Here is a 20,343-nt window from a genome sequence, read left to right on the forward strand (position 1 = left end):
ACGGCGCCCCCGAGGACGCAGCCCCCGAGGACAGCGCCGCGGACAACAACGAGGCGGCCAACGGCACGGCTGACAACGGCAATGGCAACGGCAGCAGGCCTGCGGACGACGGGAACGGCAGCACGTCGGCGGACGAGGGCGACGGCAACACCACGGCGGGCGACGGCAACATGTCGGCGGACGACGGCAACGGCCGCACGCCGGCGGACAACGACGCGGCGGGGCACCGGCCTGCGGACAATGACGCAGCGGGGCACCGGTCTGCGGACGACAGAGCCCCGGAGCAGGACGCCACGAGCCGCGGCGTTGCTGGGAGCAGGGCCACGGAGCCCGGAACGACCGGCCTTCCGGCGGAAGACGGTGCCCCGGGCCGCGGGGCAACGGAAGACAGAGCCGCGCAGCCCGGCACGAGGGGCCACGCGGCTGCGGACGGCCGAGCCGCGGAGCACCGCGCGGCAGATGAGGGCGCCGGGAACCACGGGGCCACCGAGCCGGGTCCCGCGGCAGACGACGGAGCCCGGCACCACAGGGCCACCGAGCCGGGCCCCGCCGACACCCGACGAACCCCGCACGCCCACACTCCCGACCACACCCCCGACCGCTCCCTCGCCCACTCCGGAGCGGCCAAGGGCACCGCGCCCGCGCGGCCCGCCAAGGACCCCCGCGGCGGGCTGCTCATGGGCCGCCCGTTCGGGGTGCCCGTGTACGTCGCCCCCAGCTGGTTCCTCGTCGCCGCCCTGATCACCTGGGTGTTCGGCGGTCAGCTCGACCGCGTGCTGCCCGAACTCGGCGCAGCCCGCTATCTCGTCTCCCTCTTCTTCGCGGTCGCCTTCTACGCCTCCGTCCTGGTCCACGAACTCGCCCACACGGTCGCCGCCCTCCGGTTCAAACTCCCCGTCCGCCGCATCCAGCTCCAGTTCTTCGGCGGCGTCTCCGAGATCGAGAAGGAGGCCGAGACACCCGGTCGCGAGTTCGTGCTCGCCTTCGTCGGCCCGCTGCTCTCCCTGATCCTGGCCGCCGTGTTCTTCCTCGCCGTCCAGGGCGTGGAGCCCGGCACCGTCCCCGGCGTCCTGCTGGCCGGCCTGATGATCTCCAACCTCATCGTCGCCGCGTTCAACCTCCTGCCCGGCCTGCCCCTCGACGGCGGCCGTATGCTCCGCGCGGTCGTCTGGAAGATCACCGGCAAGCCGATGAGCGGCACCATCGCCGCCGCCTGGGTCGGCCGCGCCCTCGCCGTCGCCGTACTGATCGGCCTGCCGCTGCTCACCCAGTCCGGCGCGCTCGGCTCCGACGCGGTGGACAACGTCGGCATGGACACCGTCATGGACGCCCTGCTGGCCGCGATCCTCGCCGCGATCATCTGGACCGGCGCCGGCAACAGCCTGCGCATGGCCCGCCTGCGCGAACACCTCCCCGAACTGCGCGCCCGCAACCTCACCCGCCGTGCCGTCCCGGTCGAGACCGACACCCCGCTCTCCGAGGCGCTGCGCCGCGCCAACGCCGCCGGCGCCCGCGCCCTGGTCGTCGTCGACGCCGAAGGCCACCCCCACTCGCTCGTCCGCGAGGCGGCCATCGCCGGCGTACCCGAGCACCGCCGCCCCTGGGTCGCCGTCAGCGGCCTCGCCCATGAACTCACCGACGGCATGCGCGTCTCGGCGGAACTCGCCGGCGAGGACCTCCTGGACGCCCTGCGCGCCACCCCCGCCACCGAGTACCTGGTGGTCGAGGAGAGCGGCGAGATCTACGGCGTCCTGTCCGCGGCCGACGTGGAACGCGCCTTCGTGAAGGCGATGGCAAGGCCCAGCTGAACGCACCCTTCAGTGGTCGGAGCCCCCCGCAGGGACCGGTAGGCTGTTCACATGTCCGAACCGACCGGTGCCGCCCGCCGTCGCGGGCCCTTCAAGGTCGGGGACCAGGTACAGCTGACCGACCCCAAGGGCCGCCACTACACGTTCACGCTCGAAGCCGGGAAGAACTTCCACACCCACAAGGGTTCCTTCCCCCACGACGAGCTGATCGGCGCACCCGAGGGCAGCGTCGTCCGCACCACCGGAAACGTCGCCTACCTCGCGCTGCGCCCCCTGCTCCCCGACTACGTCCTGTCCATGCCCCGCGGGGCAGCCGTCGTCTACCCGAAGGACGCGGGGCAGATCCTCGCCTTCGCCGACATCTTCCCCGGCGCACGCGTCGTGGAGGCAGGCGTCGGCTCCGGCTCGCTCAGCAGCTTCCTGCTGCGCGCCATCGGCGACCAGGGCATGCTGCACAGCTACGAGCGCCGCGAGGACTTCGCCGAGATCGCCCAGCAGAACGTGGAGCGCTACTTCGGCGGCCCCCACCCCGCCTGGCAGCTCACCGTCGGCGACCTCCAGGACAACCTGTCCGACACCGACGTCGACCGCGTCATCCTCGACATGCTCGCCCCCTGGGAATGCCTGGAAGCCGTCTCCAAGGCACTCGTCCCCGGCGGCATCCTCTGCTGCTACGTCGCCACCACCACCCAGCTCGCCCGGACCGTGGAGTCCATCCGCGAGATCGGCTGCTTCAACGAGCCGACCGCCTGGGAGACGATGATCCGCAACTGGCACATCGAGGGCCTGGCCGTCCGCCCCGACCACCGCATGATCGGCCACACCGGCTTCCTGCTCACCGCCCGCCGCCTCGCCGACGGGGTCGAGCCGCCCATGCGCCGCCGCCGCCCCGCCAAGGGCGCCTACGGCGAGGACTACGCCGGCCCCAACGCCGACGGAGGCACCGGCCGCCGAGACGGCCCCGTCCCGCAGTGAACGTACAGGCGCTGTGGCCGAGTTCCCCAACGCGCCGGGGAACTCGGCCACAGCGTCTTTCTCTTGACGCGGCGCCACGATCCGGTTTCCCGACGCGAGGCGACGCGACTCGAGATGACGCGACGCGACACGACGCCACGATCCGGCCACCGTCGCGGCACCACCGACCCGTGCCCCCACCACAAGTAGCGCCCCCGCCGTTCCCTCGTCCTGTGACGTGTGGCACCATGCTGGCCACCCCCACCGGCACAGCTCTCACAGGAGACACTGCTCTAGTGCAGCAACCCGCCGTCCCGGAACTGGCACACACACAGACCCGCCCCATCCACTGGGTCGCCACCGCGACAGCCGTCGCCGGCGTGGTGGCCCTGTCCCCGCTCCTGCAGCCCCATCAGGCGACGGCGGCCCAGGCGACCGGCAGTGAGACCAAGCCCGGCCCCGCCGCGGTCGCACCGCCCGACCCCACGGGCGTCGCCTTCCCGCTCGACTGCGGACCGGTGAAGACCGTCGTACAGAAGAAAGCCACCGGAGACCTCGACGGCGACGGCAGACCGGAAACGGCCGTAGTGGTGCACTGCGACGCCCCGATGGGCACCCCGCCCGACGGCGTCTACGTCCTCACCCGCGCCGCCGGCTCCGCCGAGCCCCGTGTGGTCGCCACCCTGGTCGACCCGAAGGACCGCCTCACCGTCAGCGAGTTCGCCGTACGCGACGGAGCCGTTCTCGCCACCCTGCTCGGCTACTCGACGGCCGATGTGCCCAGTTGCTGCCCCGACGTGACCGACCGCGCGACATGGCAGTGGAAGAACGGCGCGTTCCTCCGCTCGACCCCGGCCGGAGCCCACAGCGTCTGAACCGGCCAAGCCTGAACCGTCCGACCCGGGCGACGTGCCATGAAAAATCAGACAGTATCGGTAACGAAGTGTGCCCGAACGGTCACTCCGCGTCAGGTCCGTAGATCTCCACCTTGTCCCCGACCCGGCGGACATGGATGCAGTCGCCCGGACACTCCTTCGCGGAGTCGGCCACCTCCATGACCAGCGGCAGCGGCACCGGCGCCGTCGCACCCCTGTCCTGCAGCAAGACGTCGTCCGCGCCCTTCACATAGGCCAGACCGTCGATGTCCAGCTCGAACACCTCCGGCGCGTACTGGGCACAGATGCCGTCGCCGGTACAGAGATCCTGATCGATCCAGACCTCCAACGCCTCACCGGCGGCCCCGGCCTCCTGCTGCACGCTCATCTCTCCTGCCGTTTCCCTGCGCCGGGCCCCCGGACGCAAGTCCGCCCTGCCCTGACGGGTGTTGAACACTTCGACCCTACCTCCGGCCGCGAACGATCACGCCCCCCGCCCGCCCGGACACCGTCCGTCACCGATCCGGGCTTCCCGGCCCGCCCCGTCCCCAGTGCCCGCCGGCCCCCGAACCCACCACCGGCACCGCCGCAGCCGCACGGCCCGCAGCCACCACCACCCCGATGGTCAGGCCCTTCACCACCGCAACTCCGCCCAGTCGTGAAGGGGTTTGACCACTCCGGCCTGGAACAGCCCGCTTCTGAATCGCGTTGAGTGGGTATCCACACGGCGTGAGGAAGGGCACAGGGTGTGGCCGACGACACACCTTGACAGTCTTTGTGATCTAGGGGTTTCAATCGACACCCACCCAGGTAGGGTCTGGAAACGTCCAGCTCCCCTTGGAGGAGGTGAGGACCGTGGCAGCCCACGACGACGACATGAACCGCGGCATCCGCCCGGGACGAGGGTCCGACGACCCGGCCGGGCAGATTGCCTACCTTGAGCAGGAGATCGCCGTCCTGCGCCGCAAGCTCGCCGACTCTCCGCGACACACGAGGATTCTCGAGGAGCGGATCGTCGAGCTGCAGACCAACCTGGCCGGCGTGTCCGCCCAAAACGAGCGACTCGCCAACACGCTCCGTGAGGCCCGCGACCAGATCGTGGCCCTCAAGGAAGAAGTCGACCGGCTCGCCCAGCCACCGGCCGGCTTCGGAGTCTTCCTGCAGGCCAACGAAGACGGCACCGCCGACATCTTCACCGGCGGCCGCAAACTCCGCGTGAACGTGAGCCCCAGCGTCGAGCTCGACGAGCTCCGGCGCGGCCAGGAAGTCATGCTCAACGAAGCGCTCAACGTGGTCGAGGCCATGAAGTACGAGCGCGTCGGGGACATCGTCACCCTCAAGGAAATCCTCGAGGACGGCGAGCGCGCCCTCGTGCTCGGGCACACCGACGAGGAACGGGTGGTACGGCTCGCCGAGCCGCTGCTGGACGTCACCATCCGCCCCGGCGACGCCCTCCTGCTCGAACCCCGCTCCGGCTACGTCTACGAAGTCGTTCCGAAGAGCGAGGTCGAGGAACTCGTCCTCGAAGAAGTACCCGACATCGGATACGACCAGATCGGCGGCCTCGGCAACCAGATCGAGGCCATCCGCGACGCGGTCGAGCTGCCCTACCTCTACCCCGACCTGTTCAAGGAGCACGAACTGCGGCCGCCCAAGGGCGTCCTGCTGTACGGGCCCCCCGGATGCGGCAAAACACTCATCGCCAAGGCCGTCGCCAACTCACTGGCCAAAAAGGTCGCCGAAGTCACCGGCCAGGCCGCCGGCAAGAGCTTCTTCCTCAACATCAAGGGCCCCGAGCTCCTCAACAAGTACGTCGGCGAGACCGAACGACAGATCCGCCTCGTCTTCCAGCGAGCCCGCGAGAAGGCCAGCGAGGGCACACCCGTCATCGTCTTCTTCGACGAGATGGAATCCCTCTTCCGCACCCGCGGCTCCGGCGTCAGCTCGGACGTGGAGAACACCATCGTCCCCCAGCTGCTCGCCGAGATCGACGGCGTGGAAGGCCTGCAGAACGTGGTCGTGATCGGCGCCTCCAACCGCGAGGACATGATCGACCCCGCCATCCTGCGCCCCGGCCGCCTCGACGTGAAGATCAAGATCGAGCGTCCCGACGCCGAAGCCGCCAAGGACATCTTCGGCAAGTACCTCACAGAACGCCTCCCGCTGCACTCCGACGACCTCGGCGAGCACAGCGGCAGCAAGGCCACCACGGTCCAGAGCATGATCCAGACCGCAGTAGAACACATGTACGCAGAATCCGAGGAAAACCGCTTCCTGGAAGTCACCTACGCCAACGGCGACAAGGAAGTCCTCTACTTCAAGGACTTCAACTCCGGCGCAATGATCGAAAACATCGTCGGACGCGCCAAAAAAATGGCGATCAAGGACTTCCTCGAACACAACCAGAAAGGCCTCCGCGTCTCCCACCTCCTCCAAGCCTGCGTGGACGAGTTCAAGGAGAACGAGGACCTCCCCAACACCACCAACCCGGACGACTGGGCCCGAATCTCCGGAAAGAAGGGCGAACGGATCGTCTACATCCGTACCCTGATCACAGGAAAGCAGGGCGCAGACACCGGACGCTCCATCGACACGGTGGCGAACACCGGGCAGTACCTGTAAAAGACAGGGCGGCTGCGGGTGCCCCCACCGGGTACCCGCAGCCGACTGTTTTTCAGGCCACGGCTCGAGCGAGGCAATGACGCAAATGATCTCCCCACCAGCACAAAGGCGTTCTAGGCTCTTCCGTACCGCCGAGTCGCGCAGTGCGGGGACGGGCACCGCACACGCACCGGAGCGCCAGCGGTACTTGAGCGGCGTCCCCGACCGAGGACACCGCCGGGCAAGGAGGGCCGCATGACCGTACGGCGAGTAATGGGCATCGAGACGGAGTACGGGATCTCCGTCCCCGGTCACCCCAACGCCAATGCCATGCTCACCTCGTCCCAGATCGTCAACGCCTACGCGGCGGCGATGCACCGGGCCCGCCGGGCCCGCTGGGACTTCGAGGAGGAGAACCCGCTGCGCGACGCGCGAGGCTTCGACCTCGCCCGCGAAGCCGCCGACGCCAGCCAGCTCACCGACGAGGACATCGGCCTGGCCAACGTCATCCTCACCAACGGCGCACGCCTCTACGTCGACCACGCACACCCCGAATACAGCGCCCCCGAGGTCACCAACCCCCGCGACGCCGTCCTCTGGGACAAAGCCGGCGAACGCATCATGGCCGAAGCCGCCGAACGCGCCGCCCAGCTCCCCGGCGCCCAGCCCATCCACCTCTACAAAAACAACACCGACAACAAAGGCGCCTCCTACGGCACCCACGAGAACTACCTGATGAAGCGGGAAACCCCCTTCTCGGACATCGTGCGCCACCTCACGCCCTTCTTCGTCTCCCGCCAGGTCGTCACCGGCGCCGGCCGCGTCGGCATCGGCCAGGACGGCCACGAACACGGCTTCCAGCTCAGCCAGCGCGCCGACTACTTCGAAGTCGAAGTCGGCCTCGAAACCACACTCAAACGCCCCATCATCAACACCCGGGACGAACCCCACGCCGACGCCGAGAAATACCGGCGCCTCCACGTGATCATCGGCGACGCCAACCTGTCGGAGATCTCGACCTACCTCAAGCTGGGCACGACCGCCCTGGTCCTGTCCATGATCGAAGACGGCTTCATCGCCGTCGACCTCGCCGTCGACCAGCCCGTCCGCACCCTCCACCAGGTCTCCCACGACCCCACCCTCAAGCGCCTCGTCACCCTCCGCAGCGGCCGGACACTCACCGCCGTCCAGCTCCAGATGGAGTACTACGAGCTGTCGCGCAAATACGTGGAAGAGCGCTTCGGCTCCGACGCCGACGACCAGACCAAAGACGTCCTCGCCCGCTGGGAAGACACCCTCAACCGCCTCGAACACGACCCCATGAGCCTCGCCGGCGAACTCGACTGGGTCGCCAAACGGGAACTCATGGAGGGCTACCGGCGCCGCGACAACCTCGACTGGGACGCCGCCCGACTCCACCTCGTCGACCTCCAGTACGCCGACGTACGCGCCGAGAAAGGCCTCTACAACCGCCTGGTGGCCCGCGGACGCATCAAGCGCCTCCTGGACGAGAACGACGTCGAGCGGGCCCGTACGAAGCCGCCAGAGGACACCCGGGCCTACTTCCGCGGACGCTGTCTCGAGCAGTACGCCGACGACGTCGCCGCGGCCTCCTGGGACTCGGTCATCTTCGACCTCCCGGGCCGGGACTCGCTCCAGCGCGTCCCAACCCTCGAACCGCTTCGCGGAACGCGAAATCACGTCAAGGAACTCCTGGACCGCTGCCGCACCGCGGAAGACCTGGTCAGAGTGCTGTCGGGCGGCTGAGCGGGTATGTGTCACCGACTCCGCCCGACAGGGTGGAAAAGTCCCCGTCCGGGAATCATCGAGGTGGTTCCCGGACGTTGAGGGAACTGCGGGGCCGATGTCGGACCCTGCTTGTAGGGTCTGATCAAGAACGTCGAACCGAGCGGGGTGAGGGTTATGGCGACCAAGGACACCGGCGGCGGCCAGCAGAAGGCGACGCGCTCCACGGAGGAGGTCGAGGAAGCGCCCGAGGCGCAGGTATCGGAAGACCTCAAGGAACGCCAGGAGAAGCTGAGCGACGACGTGGACTCCGTCCTCGACGAAATCGATGATGTGCTCGAAGAAAACGCCGAGGACTTCGTGCGCTCCTTCGTTCAGAAGGGTGGAGAGTGATTTCTCCTTCGAATCGAAGGTGGCGGCGGGGGAGTTGGGGTTGTTCGACAGTGAGAGTGTGAAACGCTGCTCGCGGTGCAAGCAGGACAAGCCGCGGGCAGCCTTCGCAAGCAACAAAGCCATGCGCGATGGGCTGCAGGCGTATTGCAGAGAATGTTCGGCGGCGTACTACCGGCAGCGTCAGGATGCCCGTGGCAGAAAGCCGCGCCCGAGGGTGGTGGCCCCGGAGGGCCACAAGTATTGCCAGCGATGCGAGAAGATCAAGCCGCACTCCGAGTGGGACCGCAACAGAACAGCCTCTGATGGCCTGTCGACGCGTTGCAAGGCGTGCCGGGCCATTGAGGGGCGTGCGGGCCACTTGAAGCGCCACTACGGCATGACCGAAGCCGAGCGTGACGAGATGATCGCCTCTCAGGTGGGCCTTTGTGTGATCTGCCTGAACGCTCCGGCTGTACATGTGGATCACTGTCACGAGACGGGTAGGGTCCGTGGCGTACTGTGCTTCAACTGCAATTCGGCCATCGGCAAGTTGGGAGATGATCCCGACACTGTTCGTCGGGCTGCCGCCTACTTGGAAGGATCCTCGTGGAAGCCAACACTCGTAGCACCGGGCGTCTACCAGCTGCCTTCCTGACGCCTGGGTCGTCGTCCTTCATGGACTTTTTGTCCGAGCACCAGCCGGAGATGCTGCCCGGCAACCGGCAGCTGCCGCCCACCCAGGGTGTGATCGAGGCGCCGCACGGCACCACGATCGTGGCCGTCACCTTCCCGGGCGGTGTGGTGCTGGCCGGTGACCGTCGGGCCACCATGGGCAATGTGATCGCGCAGCGGGACATCGAGAAGGTGTTCCCGGCGGACGAGTACTCGGCGGTGGGTATCGCCGGCACGGCCGGTCTGGCCGTCGAGATGGTGAAGCTGTTCCAGTTGGAGCTGGAGCACTTCGAGAAGGTCGAGGGGGCGCAGCTCTCGCTGGAGGGCAAGGCGAACCGTCTGTCGACCATGATCCGTTCCAACCTGGGCATGGCCATGCAGGGTCTGGCGGTGGTCCCGCTGTTCGCGGGGTATGACGTGGACCGGGAGAGGGGTCGCATCTTCTCCTACGACGTCACCGGCGGCCGCTCCGAGGAGCACAACTTCGCTGCGACCGGTTCCGGCTCGATGTTCGCGCGCGGTGCCATGAAGAAGCTTTTCCGTAACGACCTGACCGAGGACCAGGCCACGACGTTGGTGGTGCAGGCCCTGTACGACGCGGCTGACGACGACTCGGCGACCGGTGGTCCCGATGTCGCCCGCCGGATCTACCCGATCGTCACCGTGATCACCGAGGACGGTTTCCGCAAGCTGACCGACGACGAGTCCTCCGAGATCGCCCGCTCGATTCTGGAGCGGCGTCTGGAGCAGCCCGACGGCCCTCGGGCCGCGCTGCTGTAGCCGGTGGTCGGTTGTTGTTCAGGGTGATCCAGTGACTTCGACAGAAAGGGACGGATAACCGGTGTCGACGCCGTTCTATGTCTCCCCCCAGCAGGCGATGGCCGACCGGGCGGAGTACGCCCGTAAGGGCATCGCCCGTGGCCGCAGCCTGGTTGTGCTGCAGTATGCCGACGGCATCGTGTTCGTCGGTGAGAACCCGTCCCGTGCGCTGCACAAGTTCAGTGAGATCTATGACCGGATCGGTTTCGCGGCGGCCGGTAAGTACAACGAGTACGAGAATCTGCGCATCGGTGGCGTCCGCTATGCCGATCTGCGTGGTTACACCTATGACCGGGACGATGTGACGGCCCGCGGTCTCGCGAACGTCTATGCCCAGACGCTGGGCACGATCTTCTCCAGTGCGGCCGAGAAGCCGTACGAGGTGGAGCTGGTCGTGGCGGAGGTGGGGGAGACGCCGGAGGGCGATCAGATCTATCGGTTGCCGCATGACGGGTCGATCGTGGACGAGCACGGTTCGGTCGCGGTGGGTGGTAATGCGGAGCAGATCAGCAGCTATCTGGATCAGCGGCATCAGGACGGCATGAGTCTGGCCGAGGCGCTGAAGCTGGCTGTGCAGGCGTTGTCGCGTGACACGAACGGTTCGGAGCGGGAGATCCCGGCGGAGCGTCTGGAGGTGGCGGTCCTGGACCGTACGCGTCCGCAGTCGCGCAAGTTCAAGCGGATTGTCGGTCGTCAGCTCGCCCGGCTGCTGGAGAGCGATGGGGCGGCCACGGAGGCGGAGAGCTCCGACGAGGGCTCCGACGAGGAGGAGTAGACGAGCCCGCCCTCACTCTGGGTGCGCCCCGGCCGGTTTCCCGGTCGGGGCGCAGGGCGTTTCAGGAGGCGCTGGGCGGGGCTGTGGAGCCGCGTACGACGAGCTGGACGGGGATGTCTCCCTCTTGCGGTGTTCGGCCGTCCAGGACGGCGAGGAGGGCTTGCATGCCGCGTTCGCCGAAGAGTTCGGCGTCGAGTTTGACGGTGGTGAGTTCGGGGTCGATGGCGGTGGCGAGGGCGAGGTCGTCGAGGCCGGTGACGGAGATGTCGTCGGGGATGCGCAGGCCGAGGCGGCGGATGGCTTTGTAGGCGCCGGCTGCGAGTTTGTCGTCGTCGCAGACGAGGGCGGTGGGGCGGGGGCCGGGTGCGCCGAGGGCGGTTTCGGTGGCGGTGCGGGCGTCTTCGATGGTGATGGGTGCGCGGGCGGTGCGGACGGTGGTGCCGGGGACGGTGGCGGTGCGGGTGGCGAGTTCGCGGGCGCGGATGTCGAAGGTCCAGGAGGGTACGTCGGCTGCGAGGTGGAGGAAGTGGCGGTGGCCGAGGGCGAGCAGGTGTTCGGTGACCTGGCGGATGCCGTCGGTGATGTCGAGGTTGACGGTGGCGGCGCCGAGGCTGCCTTCGGGGTCGCTGTCGAGCATGACGAGGGGGAGTTGGTCGCCGCGGATGGCGGTGAGGGCGTCGGCGGCCATGGAGGAGGCGATGACGCCGTCGAGGGCGGCCTGGGCGGAGGCGAAGGGGTCTCTGGCCGGTCCGATGCCTTCGGGGGAGGGGTAGAGGACGACTCCGAAGCCGTGTTCGGCGGCGATTCTGGCGGCGCCGGTGTAGACGCCGGCGAAGAATTCGGTGGTGAGTACGGGGACGACGAGGAGGACGGTGCGGGTGCGGCCGAGGCGGAGGTTGCGGGCGGCGAGGTTGGGCCGGTAGCCGAGTTGTCGTGCGGCTTCGCGGACGCGGTCGGCGGTGGGTTGGGAGACGCGTCCGCGCCATTTGTCGCCGAGGACCAGGGAGACGGCGGCCTGGGAGACGCCGGCGGCTTCGGCGACGTCGCGGCTCGTGGGGCGGGTGCTGCCTCGTGCCACCGTGGGCCTGCTCTTTCGTCTGGACTGGTGAACAGCGCACATGGTACGTATGGAGGAGGCCGTTATACGTAAAACTACATGCGTCACTGCAGACGTCGCAGCCGGCGTCATGGTTCGGAAGGGCGGAGATGGCCACGGGATACCTGGAGATCCTCAGGGCGAGGCATGCCTCCCGGCTGCTCGTGGGCACGCTGGTGGGCCGGCTGCCGAACGCCACTTCCGCGATCGCGATCGTGCTGTTCGTCCGTGCCGAGGGCGGCAGCTACAGCCTGGCCGGCGCTCTGGCGGCGGCCTACGGGGTCGCCAACGCCGTCGGGCAGCCGGTGCTGGGACGACTGGTGGACCTGCACGGCCAGCCGCGGGTCCAGTTGCCCGCCGCGGCTCTGTCGGCCCTCGCCATGACGGCCTTCGCGTTCACCGGCACCGGTCCGCTGCCCCTGGCGTACGCCGCCGTGGGGGCCGCCGGGCTGTTCACTCCGCCGCTGGAGGGCGGTCTGCGTGCGCTGTGGCCCGCTGTGCTCCGTGCGGAGGACCAGGTGCACACGGCGTACGCCATGGATGCGGTGGCGCAGGAAGTCATGTTCACGGTCGGGCCGTTGCTGGTGACGCTGTGCATGTCGCTGTGGTCGGCGCAGGCCGCGCTGCTCTTGCTGAACGTCGTCGGGGTTCTGGGTGCCCTTTCGGTGGTGGTGTCGCCGCCTTCGCGCGCGTGGCGTTCGGCGCCGCGGGAGGCGCACTGGCTGGGTGCGTTGCGCTCGACGGGACTCGTGGCCCTGTTGGGTGCGTTCTTCTTCGTGGGTCTCGCGCTGGGTTCCATCACGGTCGCCTCGGTCTCGTACGCGGACGACCACGGCGGTGACGCGGTGTACGGCTGGCTGATGGCGGGCCTGGGTCTGGGTGCGCTCATCGGCGGTGTGTGTTATGGGGCGCGGCGCTGGTCGGGTGAACCGGCGCGGCGACTGCGGGTCCTGGTGGCGCTTCTGGCGGTGTGTTACCTGCCGCTGATGCTGATGCCGTCAGCGGTGGCGATGACGCTGCTGTCGGTCCTTTCGGGGGTGTTCCTGGCGCCCGCCATCGCGTGTGCCTTCGTCCTGGTCGACCGGTACGCGCCGACCGGGACGGTCACCGAGGCGTTCTCCTGGCTTGTGACGACGTTCACCGTGGGTGCGTCGGTGGGAACGGGCCTGGCGGGGCCGGTCGTAGAGGCGGGCGGGGCCTTGTGGGGCTTCGCCCTGCCGGGTGCCGCGGGGGGTGTGTCGCTGCTGGTTCTGGTGGCCACGGGACGGGTCCTCGCAGCTCCCGCCGGGCGGGCGGTGGTTGCGGCTTCATCGGAAAATGATCCAAACCGTGCCGCCGAACCCCGTTTCAGCTCAGGGGATCGGGCGTAATGTTCAGTCATGGACCGCCGCATTTTCGGGCTGGAGAACGAGTACGGCGTCACGTGCACGTTCAGGGGACAGCGCCGCCTGTCGCCTGACGAGGTGGCGCGGTACCTCTTCCGCCGTGTCGTGTCATGGGGCCGCAGCAGCAATGTCTTTCTGCGCAACGGGGCCCGGCTCTATCTCGACGTGGGCTCACATCCGGAATACGCGACACCGGAATGTGACAACGTGATCGAACTGGTCACCCACGACAAGGCCGGCGAACGCATTCTGGAAGGACTCCTGGTGGACGCCGAACGACGCCTGCACGAGGAGGGAATCGCGGGCGACGTCTACCTCTTCAAGAACAACACCGACTCGGCGGGAAACTCCTACGGCTGTCACGAGAACTATCTCGTGGCCCGGCACGGCGAGTTCTCCCGGCTTGCGGACATCCTCATTCCGTTCCTCGTCACGAGGCAGTTGCTGTGCGGTGCGGGCAAGGTGCTGCAGACGCCGCGCGGTGCAGTGTACTGCGTCAGTCAGCGGGCCGAGCACATCTGGGAGGGCGTCTCCTCGGCGACGACCCGTTCCCGGCCGATCATCAACACGCGGGACGAGCCGCACGCGGACGCCGAGCGCTATCGCCGGCTGCATGTGATCGTGGGCGACTCGAACATGTCCGAGACGACCATGCTGCTCAAGGTCGGCGCCACCGACCTGGTGCTGCGCATGATCGAGGCGGGCACGGTGATGCGGGACCTCACCCTGGAGAACCCGATCCGGGCGATCCGCGAGGTCAGCCATGACATCACGGGCCGGCGCAAGGTGCGTCTGGCCAGCGGCCGGGAGGCGTCCGCGCTGGAGGTGCAGCGCGAGTACTTCGAGAAGGCCGTGGACTTCTGTGAGCGCCGGGGCATCCGCACGGGCACGGTCGAACAGGTCCTGGAGCTGTGGGGCCGCACGCTGGACGCGATCGAGGCCGAGGATCTCGACCGTATCGGCACCGAGATCGACTGGGTGATGAAGTACAAGCTCATCGAGCGGTACCGGGCCAAGCACAACATGACCATGTCGCACCCGAGGGTCGCTCAGATAGACCTCGCTTATCACGACATTCACCGTCGTCGTGGCCTGTACTACCTCCTGGAGAAGAAAGGCCAAGCCACCCGGATCTGCAACGATTTGAAGATCTTCGAGGGCAAGTCCGTTCCACCGCAGACCACTCGGGCCCGGCTGCGCGGCGACTTCATCCGGCGGGCCCAGGAACAGCGCCGGGACTTCACGGTCGACTGGGTCCATCTCAAGCTCAACGACCAGGCTCAGCGCACGGTGTTGTGCAAGGACCCGTTCCGTTCGGTGGACGACCGGGTGGAGAAACTGATCGCCGGAATGTGAGGGAACGCAACACGGGCGCCGTACGTTTCCCGTACGGCGCCCGCGTCGCGTCGTAGAGTTGCGCGCACGCCATCAATCAAGATCGACCGATACGAGGCTTCCATCGTGCGCCGACGCTCACTGCTCATCGCCCTGCCCGCAGGACTGGTCACGCTCGCCGGGTGCGGCGACGACAAGTCCGACTCGAGCAAGGCCAGTGAGAGTGCCTCGCCCTCCGCGCCGTCCGAACCGCCGCCGCCGAAGATCGTCGACGGTCCGCTGCCGAAGGTCACCGCGGGGACGCAGTTCGGCCAGAAGCCGACGGTGGCCAAGGGCGACGGCGACCCGTCGAAGGATCTGGCGGTCAAGACGCTGATCGCGGGCGACGGGCAGACGCTGGCGGAGAACGACTTCGTGCAGGCCCACTATCTCGGCCAGATCTGGAACACGGCGAAGGTCTTCGACAACTCCTACGACCGCAAGACCCCGCTGATGATCCAGCTCGCCAAGGGCAGCGTCATCGACGGCTGGCGCTACGGCCTCGCGGGCAGGAAGGTGGGCAGCCGTGTCGTGATGGCGGTCCCGCCGACCTGGGGTTACGGCCCTGAGGGCAACGCCCAGGCGGGCATCAAGGGCACCGACACGCTCGTCTTCGTGATCGACATCCAGGACACGTTCAACGCCAAGAGCTCGGCCAAGGGCGAGGTCGTCGACCAGAGCGACGCCGCCCTGCCCAAGGTCGGCACCAACACCGACGGCAAGGCGCCCTCGATCGACATCCCCGACGCCGACGCGCCGACGAAGCTGGTGTCGGCGTACGTCCTGGAGGGCGACGGTCCCGTCGTCAAGGCGGACCAGACGGTTCTGGTGCAGTTCAAGGGCCTGGTGTGGGACAGCGGCAAGGAGTTCGAGTCGACGTACACGCGCAAGCAGCTCAGCTCGTTCTCCCTCGCCCAGATGCAGCAGCTCGTCAAGGGGCTGGCGCAGGGTCTGACGGGCAAGAAGGTGGGCAGCCGGGTGCTGCTGGTGATGCCCCCGAAGCTGGGGTACGGCGACAATCCGCCGGCGGGCGGTGTCATCACGAAGGACTCCACGCTGGTGTTCTCCGTCGACATCCTGGCCGCCATGTGATGTGCCGGAGATGTAAGACTGTCCGTGTTGCCTTTCGTACACACGCAGGAGCAAAGACGTGAGCATCGACAAGCCCGAGATCGACTTCCCGGGCGGCGAGCCCCCGGCGGACCTCGAGATCAAGGACATCTGGGAGGGTGAGGGCGCCGAGGCGGCCGCGGGCCAGACCGTCACCGTCCACTACGTGGGTGTCGCCTTCAGCACCGGCGAGGAGTTCGACGCCAGCTGGAACCGGGGCACGCCGTTCCGCTTCCCGCTGGGTGCCGGCCGCGTCATCAAGGGCTGGGACCAGGGCGTCCAGGGCATGAAGGTCGGCGGCCGCCGCCAGCTGACCATCCCCGCCCACCTCGCCTACGGCAACCAGAGCCCGACCCCGGCGATCAAGCCCGGCGAGACCCTGATCTTCGTGGTCGACCTTCTCGGCGTCTGATTTCCGATCGCATCCGATCACCTGGGGCCCATGCCTGTACCGGCGTGGGCCCTCGGCTTTTGCCGCGCCACCACGGAGCGGTACGGTCGTCGATCGTAAGCACCATAGGGAGGCGAAGGGCGTCGATGGCCATTGCCAAGGCCGAGCGGCTGATGAACCTGGCGCTGTGTCTGCTCGGGACGCGGCGGCCGCTCAGCAAGCGCGAGCTGCGTGAGTCCATCGAGGCCTACCTCGAGGCGGGCAGCGACGATTCCTTCAACCGGATGTTCGAGCGCGACAAGGACGACCTGCGCGAGCTCGGACTGGTGATCGAGACCGTCGAGAACCTCGACGGCGAGGTCGGCTACCTCGCCCGGCGCGACAGCAACCGCCTCCCGCCCATCACCCTCGACGCCGAGGAGGCCGCCGCGCTGGGCCTGGCCGCCAAGGTGTGGCAGCAGGCGCGGCTCGCGGGCGCGGCCAGCGGCGCCCTGCAGAAGCTGCGTGCGGCGGGGCTGCCCGAGGACGTCGATCCGTACGAGGCCCATGGCGCCCTGGAGCCGCGCATCCCCGTGCACGAGGCCGCGTTCGAGCCGCTGATGCTGGCCTGCCGTGACCGCCGACCGGTCGTCTTCGACTACCGCAAGGCCACCGCCGCCCGCCCCGAGCCCCGGCATGTGGAGCCCTGGGCGCTGGAGTGCTGGCGCGGCCACTGGTACCTGGCCGGCTGGGACCGCGACCGCGGGGCCGAGCGGGTCTTCAGGCTGTCCCGGATCACCGGGAAGGTGCGCTCGCGCGGCGCGCGGTTCACCGCCCCCGTTCCGGACGTGGTCACCGTCCGCGAGACCGTCGCGAGCTGGGCGGGGGAGACCGCCGACCGCTCCGCGCTGATCCGGCTGCGCTCGGACGCGGGCTACCCGCTGCGGGCGAAGGCCACCTCGGTGCGGGAACTCGGGGACGGCTGGGACGAGTTGGAGATTCCGTACGGCCACGGCCTGGACGCCTGGCTGGTGGAGTTCGGGCCGGACGTGGTGGTCCTGGAGCCCGCCGAGCTGCGGGCCGATGTGGTGGACCGGCTGCGTGCCGTGGCCAAGGGCTGAGGGGGACGTCAGAACATGGTGGGCAAACCGGCCAGACCGGCGAACGCCATCGACCAGACCCGGAGGATGCTCTCCCTGGTGACGTATCTGAGGGAGCGCCCGGGCGCCCGCGTCGAGGACGTCGCCCGCGCCTTCGGGATCACCGAGGACGAACTGGTCTCCGACCTCGATGTGCTGCCCATGTGCGGTACCAGCTTCCGCGGCGGCGACCTGCTCGACATCGACACCGACGGCGAGCGCATCTGGTGGCACAACCCCGATGACGTCGCCGAGCCCCTGCGGCTCGCCGCCGACGAGGCGACCGCGCTGCTCGTGGCCGCCCGCGCGGTGGCCACCCTGCCCGGCCTGCGCGAGAGCGACCGGCAGGCACTGCTGCGCGCCAACGCCAAGGTGGAGGCCGCGGCCGGCGAGGCGGCGGGGGCCAGCTCGCGGCTGTCGGTGACCTTCGAGTCCGAGGGCGGAGTCTTCGCGGACGTCGACCGGGCCATCTCCGAGCGGCGCCGGCTGTGGATCCGCTACTACTCGCCCGCCCGTGACGAGGTCACCGAACGCGAGATCGACCCGATCCGGCTCGTCAGCGTCGGCCACACCTATGTGGAGGCCTGGTGCCGGCGCTCCGAGGCGCGCCGCACCTTCCGGCTCGACCGGGTCGCGGAGATCAGGATCCTCGACGAGCCGTCCGCGCCGCCCGAGATCGAGCTGCGCGACCTCTCGGAGGCGCTGGTGCAGCCCGCGGCCGAGGACCCCGAGGTCGTCGTCGAGGTCGGCCCGGGCGGCCGCTGGGTCGCCGAGTACTACCCGCACGACAGTGCGGATGAGCTTGCGGACGGCGGGCTGCGTATTTCCCTGCGGACGCCGGATCCGACGTCGCTGCGGCGGCTGGCGCTGCGGCTCGGGCGCGACGGCCGGATCGTCTCGCCGCGCGACCTCGCCGACAGTGCCCGCGAGGCGGCCCGTATGGCGCTGGCGGCGTACGACGGTGTCGAGGCACAGGGCGCACACGAGGCTCCGACGGCGCCCTCGACGGGCGACGTGCAGTACACCAGCCGGGAGTGAGCCGGAGGGGCGTCGGCCGCCCCGGAGGCGAACGACCACGACGAGGGGAGCAGGGTCTTTGAGTGAGATGACGGTCGCGACCGCGTTCGCCGGGATGAAGGGCGTGTCCCCGGTGGTGTTCCGGGCCGGCTGCCCGGACTGCCGGGGCAGCGTCGAGCTCGCCGCCGGCGCCCTGCGCCTGGCGATCGGCGCCACCAGCCGCACCACCTTCTACTCGTTCACCTGCCCCGACTGCGGCGCGGCCGTCCGCAAGCCGGCCGGGGAGCGGATCGTGGAGCTGCTGACCGGCGGCGGGGTCCGCACCCTGCGACTGCACTCCACTCTGTAGGACGGTCTAGGCTCGGCGTCATGTTCTGGCCGATGTTCGCGGTAGCTGTGGGTTTTGTGGGTCTCGCCGTTCTCGGTGTGCTCGCCGTGCGGGTCTTCCTGGAGGCCCAGCGCCTCGGCAGGCAGGTCACCGACTCCGCGCGCCGCATCAGCAGGGCGGCCGAGGACCTGGAGCGGGCGGCCGTCAGCACGGCCCGCGCCGTAGACTCGATGTGAGTGCCGCTGTGCACGGCACGTGAGTCCCGCGGCCCGTGCGTTTTGGGCCACTTCGACCTGTCAACCCGGCAGCGCGGACGGGTACGCTGCTGATCGCGGCCCGGAGAACGAGGCCCGGACCGCTGACCGGGAGTACGCCCGGGGATTGCCACGCGTTTACCCCTGAGCGTTACGATCGCTGACAAGACGATCGATCGGACAGGTGTCCGACCGGTCGGACGGCATCCCATCCCAGCCGCCTCGGTGAGAAGGTAAAGACTTATGTTCGGAAGGCTCGGCGCCCCCGAGATCATTCTCATCCTCGTCGTCATCATCCTGCTGTTCGGCGCGAAGAAGCTTCCGGACATGGCGCGTTCCCTCGGCAAGTCCGCTCGCATCCTCAAGAGCGAGGCGAAGGCGATGAAGTCCGAGGGTCAGGACAACGCGTCCGCTCCGGCGGCCCCGCCGCAGGACGACCAGCAGCCCCCGGCCCCGCGCACCATCCAGGCGGCCCCCGGTGACGTGACCAGCTCCCGCCCGGTCACCGAGCCGACGGACACCACCAAGCGCTGACGCAGGGCCGGTGACCTCCGGCCCGCTGAACGAGATGGGAACGTGGGTTGCTGAAGTCTGCCCGCAAGAAGGAGAAGGATCCCGAGGGGCGGATGCCCCTCGCGGAGCACCTTCGTGAGCTCCGCAACCGGCTCGCGAAGGCGATGCTGGCCATCGTCGTCGTCACCGTCGTCGCCGCCTTCTTCTACAACGACATCATCAACTTCTTCACCAGGCCGATCCTCGACTCGGTCGGCTGCGACCAGACCTTCGAGCAGCTGGCGAGGGCGAAGGGCGACAAGCCCTGCGCGCAGATCACGATCAACGGTCTGCTCACCCCCTTCACCCTGGCGCTGAAGGTCTCGCTGATGGCCGGCGTGGTGCTGGCCTCGCCGGTGTGGCTGTACCAGCTGTGGGCCTTTGTCGCGCCCGGCCTGCACCGGCACGAGCGCAAGTACGCCTACGCCTTTGTCGGCACGGGCGTCCCGCTGTTCTTCGGCGGCGCCTACTTCGCCTACCGGGTGCTGCCCACCACGGCGAAGGTGCTGCTCGAGTTCACACCGTCCGGCGCCTCCAACCTGCTGCCCCTGGACGATCTGCTCGACCTGGTCACACGCATGGTCATCGTGTTCGGCCTCTCCTTCGAGCTGCCGCTGCTGCTGATCTTCCTCAACATGACCGGAGTGATCACCGGCAGGCGGATGCTCGGCTGGTGGCGGGCCATGATCATGGGCATCACGGTCTTCGCGGCGATCGCGACGCCGAGCACGGACCCGCTGACGATGCTGGCGCTCGCCGGACCGATCTGGGTCCTCTACTTCGGCGCGGTCGCCTTCTCACTGCTCAACGACCGGCGCAGGCGCGTCCGGGAGGCCGCGGGCCCCGCCGACGACGAGGCCTCCGACCTGGATCTCACCCCCGAGGACATCGGCGAGGTCGAGGCCGTCTCCGCCGGCCGGGCGCTGCCCGAGCAGGCGAGTTCCGACCGGGTCAACGGATACGACGACGTGACCTGACGATCCTGGTCAGCGGGCGCCCACGGGGCGCGGCCGGCCGCTTCCGCGTCTGCGGGCGGCCGGTTTCTGCGTCTGCCCGGCCGTCGGGACTTGAGCCGCGGTAGCGCTGTGAGCTGCGT

21 protein-coding genes are annotated in these 20,343 nt (G+C 68.8%); 19 read left to right on the forward strand and 2 right to left on the reverse strand.

The features are described from left to right. Nucleotides 1-170 precede the first annotated feature (170 nt). From F7R91_RS00930 to F7R91_RS00940, 3 genes are all read left to right on the forward strand, one after another. Nucleotides 171-1,808, forward strand: coding sequence for a site-2 protease family protein (locus tag F7R91_RS00930; RefSeq protein WP_408055999.1), 1,638 nt, complete (start codon nucleotides 171-173; stop codon nucleotides 1,806-1,808). Nucleotides 1,809-1,859: 51 nt separating this feature from the next. Next, nucleotides 1,860-2,783 carry a tRNA (adenine-N1)-methyltransferase gene (locus tag F7R91_RS00935; protein ID WP_150943395.1) on the forward strand — a complete coding sequence of 308 codons (924 nt, stop codon included), beginning with the start codon at nucleotides 1,860-1,862 and terminating at the stop codon, nucleotides 2,781-2,783. Nucleotides 2,784-3,058: 275 nt separating this feature from the next. Then, entirely contained in the window at nucleotides 3,059-3,637 is a 579-nt protein-coding gene (locus tag F7R91_RS00940) for a hypothetical protein (protein ID WP_150943397.1), read from the forward strand. Nucleotides 3,638-3,719: 82 nt separating this feature from the next. Here F7R91_RS00940 and F7R91_RS00945 read toward each other — a convergent pair whose 3' ends face one another. Next, a complete protein-coding gene (locus F7R91_RS00945) occupies nucleotides 3,720-4,025 on the reverse strand; it encodes a ferredoxin (RefSeq protein WP_150943399.1) in 306 nt (101 codons plus the stop codon). A gap of 467 nt (nucleotides 4,026-4,492) precedes the next feature. On the opposite strand from F7R91_RS00945, the gene arc reads away from it, so the two are divergent. The 6 genes from arc (at nucleotide 4,493) to prcA (ending at nucleotide 10,622) form a co-directional block, all read left to right on the forward strand. After that, complete coding sequence (arc, locus tag F7R91_RS00955) at nucleotides 4,493-6,259, forward strand: proteasome ATPase (protein ID WP_150943401.1); 1,767 nt, start codon at nucleotides 4,493-4,495, stop codon at nucleotides 6,257-6,259. A gap of 234 nt (nucleotides 6,260-6,493) precedes the next feature. Then, nucleotides 6,494-8,005 (forward strand): depupylase/deamidase Dop, encoded by a 1,512-nt coding sequence (gene dop, locus F7R91_RS00960; RefSeq protein ID WP_408055998.1) that lies wholly within the window; start codon nucleotides 6,494-6,496, stop codon nucleotides 8,003-8,005. Between the two features lie 156 nt (nucleotides 8,006-8,161). Further along, complete coding sequence (locus F7R91_RS00965; protein WP_006379817.1) at nucleotides 8,162-8,377, forward strand: ubiquitin-like protein Pup; 216 nt, start codon at nucleotides 8,162-8,164, stop codon at nucleotides 8,375-8,377. 40 nt (nucleotides 8,378-8,417) lie between these two features. After that, a complete protein-coding gene (locus F7R91_RS00970; protein WP_408056000.1) occupies nucleotides 8,418-9,011 on the forward strand; it encodes an endonuclease VII domain-containing protein in 594 nt (197 codons plus the stop codon). Beyond that, entirely contained in the window at nucleotides 8,963-9,808 is an 846-nt protein-coding gene (prcB, locus tag F7R91_RS00975) for a proteasome subunit beta (RefSeq protein WP_150943406.1), read from the forward strand. The genes F7R91_RS00970 and prcB overlap by 49 nt, the downstream gene beginning before the upstream one ends. Nucleotides 9,809-9,869: 61 nt before the next feature. Further along, nucleotides 9,870-10,622, forward strand: coding sequence for a proteasome subunit alpha (gene prcA / locus F7R91_RS00980; RefSeq protein ID WP_150943408.1), 753 nt, complete (start codon nucleotides 9,870-9,872; stop codon nucleotides 10,620-10,622). A 61-nt stretch (nucleotides 10,623-10,683) separates the two neighbouring features. Here prcA and F7R91_RS00985 read toward each other — a convergent pair whose 3' ends face one another. Next, nucleotides 10,684-11,700, reverse strand: a complete 1,017-nt coding sequence (locus F7R91_RS00985; protein ID WP_191971296.1) for a LacI family DNA-binding transcriptional regulator — start codon at nucleotides 11,698-11,700, stop codon at nucleotides 10,684-10,686. 128 nt (nucleotides 11,701-11,828) lie between these two features. Here F7R91_RS00985 and F7R91_RS00990 point away from each other — a divergent pair, with 128 nt between their 5' ends. The 10 genes from F7R91_RS00990 (at nucleotide 11,829) to tatC (ending at nucleotide 20,224) form a co-directional block, all read left to right on the forward strand. Beyond that, complete coding sequence (locus F7R91_RS00990) at nucleotides 11,829-13,088, forward strand: MFS transporter (protein ID WP_150943413.1); 1,260 nt, start codon at nucleotides 11,829-11,831, stop codon at nucleotides 13,086-13,088. A gap of 9 nt (nucleotides 13,089-13,097) precedes the next feature. After that, the gene (gene pafA / locus F7R91_RS00995) at nucleotides 13,098-14,459 is read left to right on the forward strand and encodes a Pup--protein ligase (RefSeq protein ID WP_150943415.1); all 1,362 of its coding nucleotides are present in this window, start codon (nucleotides 13,098-13,100) and stop codon (nucleotides 14,457-14,459) included. 105 nt (nucleotides 14,460-14,564) lie between these two features. After that, nucleotides 14,565-15,569, forward strand: coding sequence for an FKBP-type peptidyl-prolyl cis-trans isomerase (locus tag F7R91_RS01000; protein WP_150943416.1), 1,005 nt, complete (start codon nucleotides 14,565-14,567; stop codon nucleotides 15,567-15,569). A gap of 58 nt (nucleotides 15,570-15,627) precedes the next feature. Beyond that, nucleotides 15,628-15,999, forward strand: a complete 372-nt coding sequence (locus tag F7R91_RS01005) for an FKBP-type peptidyl-prolyl cis-trans isomerase (RefSeq protein WP_150943419.1) — start codon at nucleotides 15,628-15,630, stop codon at nucleotides 15,997-15,999. Nucleotides 16,000-16,124: 125 nt separating this feature from the next. After that, entirely contained in the window at nucleotides 16,125-17,078 is a 954-nt protein-coding gene (locus F7R91_RS01010) for a helix-turn-helix transcriptional regulator (protein ID WP_150943421.1), read from the forward strand. A gap of 15 nt (nucleotides 17,079-17,093) precedes the next feature. Beyond that, nucleotides 17,094-18,134, forward strand: a complete 1,041-nt coding sequence (locus tag F7R91_RS01015) for a helix-turn-helix transcriptional regulator (RefSeq protein WP_150943423.1) — start codon at nucleotides 17,094-17,096, stop codon at nucleotides 18,132-18,134. Between the two features lie 67 nt (nucleotides 18,135-18,201). Next, a complete protein-coding gene (locus F7R91_RS01020) occupies nucleotides 18,202-18,462 on the forward strand; it encodes a hypothetical protein (RefSeq protein WP_150943925.1) in 261 nt (86 codons plus the stop codon). Nucleotides 18,463-18,482: 20 nt separating this feature from the next. After that, a complete protein-coding gene (locus F7R91_RS01025) occupies nucleotides 18,483-18,677 on the forward strand; it encodes a hypothetical protein (RefSeq protein ID WP_150943424.1) in 195 nt (64 codons plus the stop codon). A gap of 261 nt (nucleotides 18,678-18,938) precedes the next feature. Then, nucleotides 18,939-19,229, forward strand: coding sequence for a Sec-independent protein translocase subunit TatA (gene tatA, locus F7R91_RS01030; protein ID WP_150943426.1), 291 nt, complete (start codon nucleotides 18,939-18,941; stop codon nucleotides 19,227-19,229). 47 nt (nucleotides 19,230-19,276) lie between these two features. After that, entirely contained in the window at nucleotides 19,277-20,224 is a 948-nt protein-coding gene (gene tatC / locus F7R91_RS01035; protein WP_150943428.1) for a twin-arginine translocase subunit TatC, read from the forward strand. Nucleotides 20,225-20,343: the final 119 nt, after the last annotated feature.

Source organism: Streptomyces luteolifulvus (assembly GCF_008806595.1).
In the GTDB taxonomy this organism is placed as follows: domain Bacteria; phylum Actinomycetota; class Actinomycetes; order Streptomycetales; family Streptomycetaceae; genus Streptomyces; species Streptomyces luteolifulvus.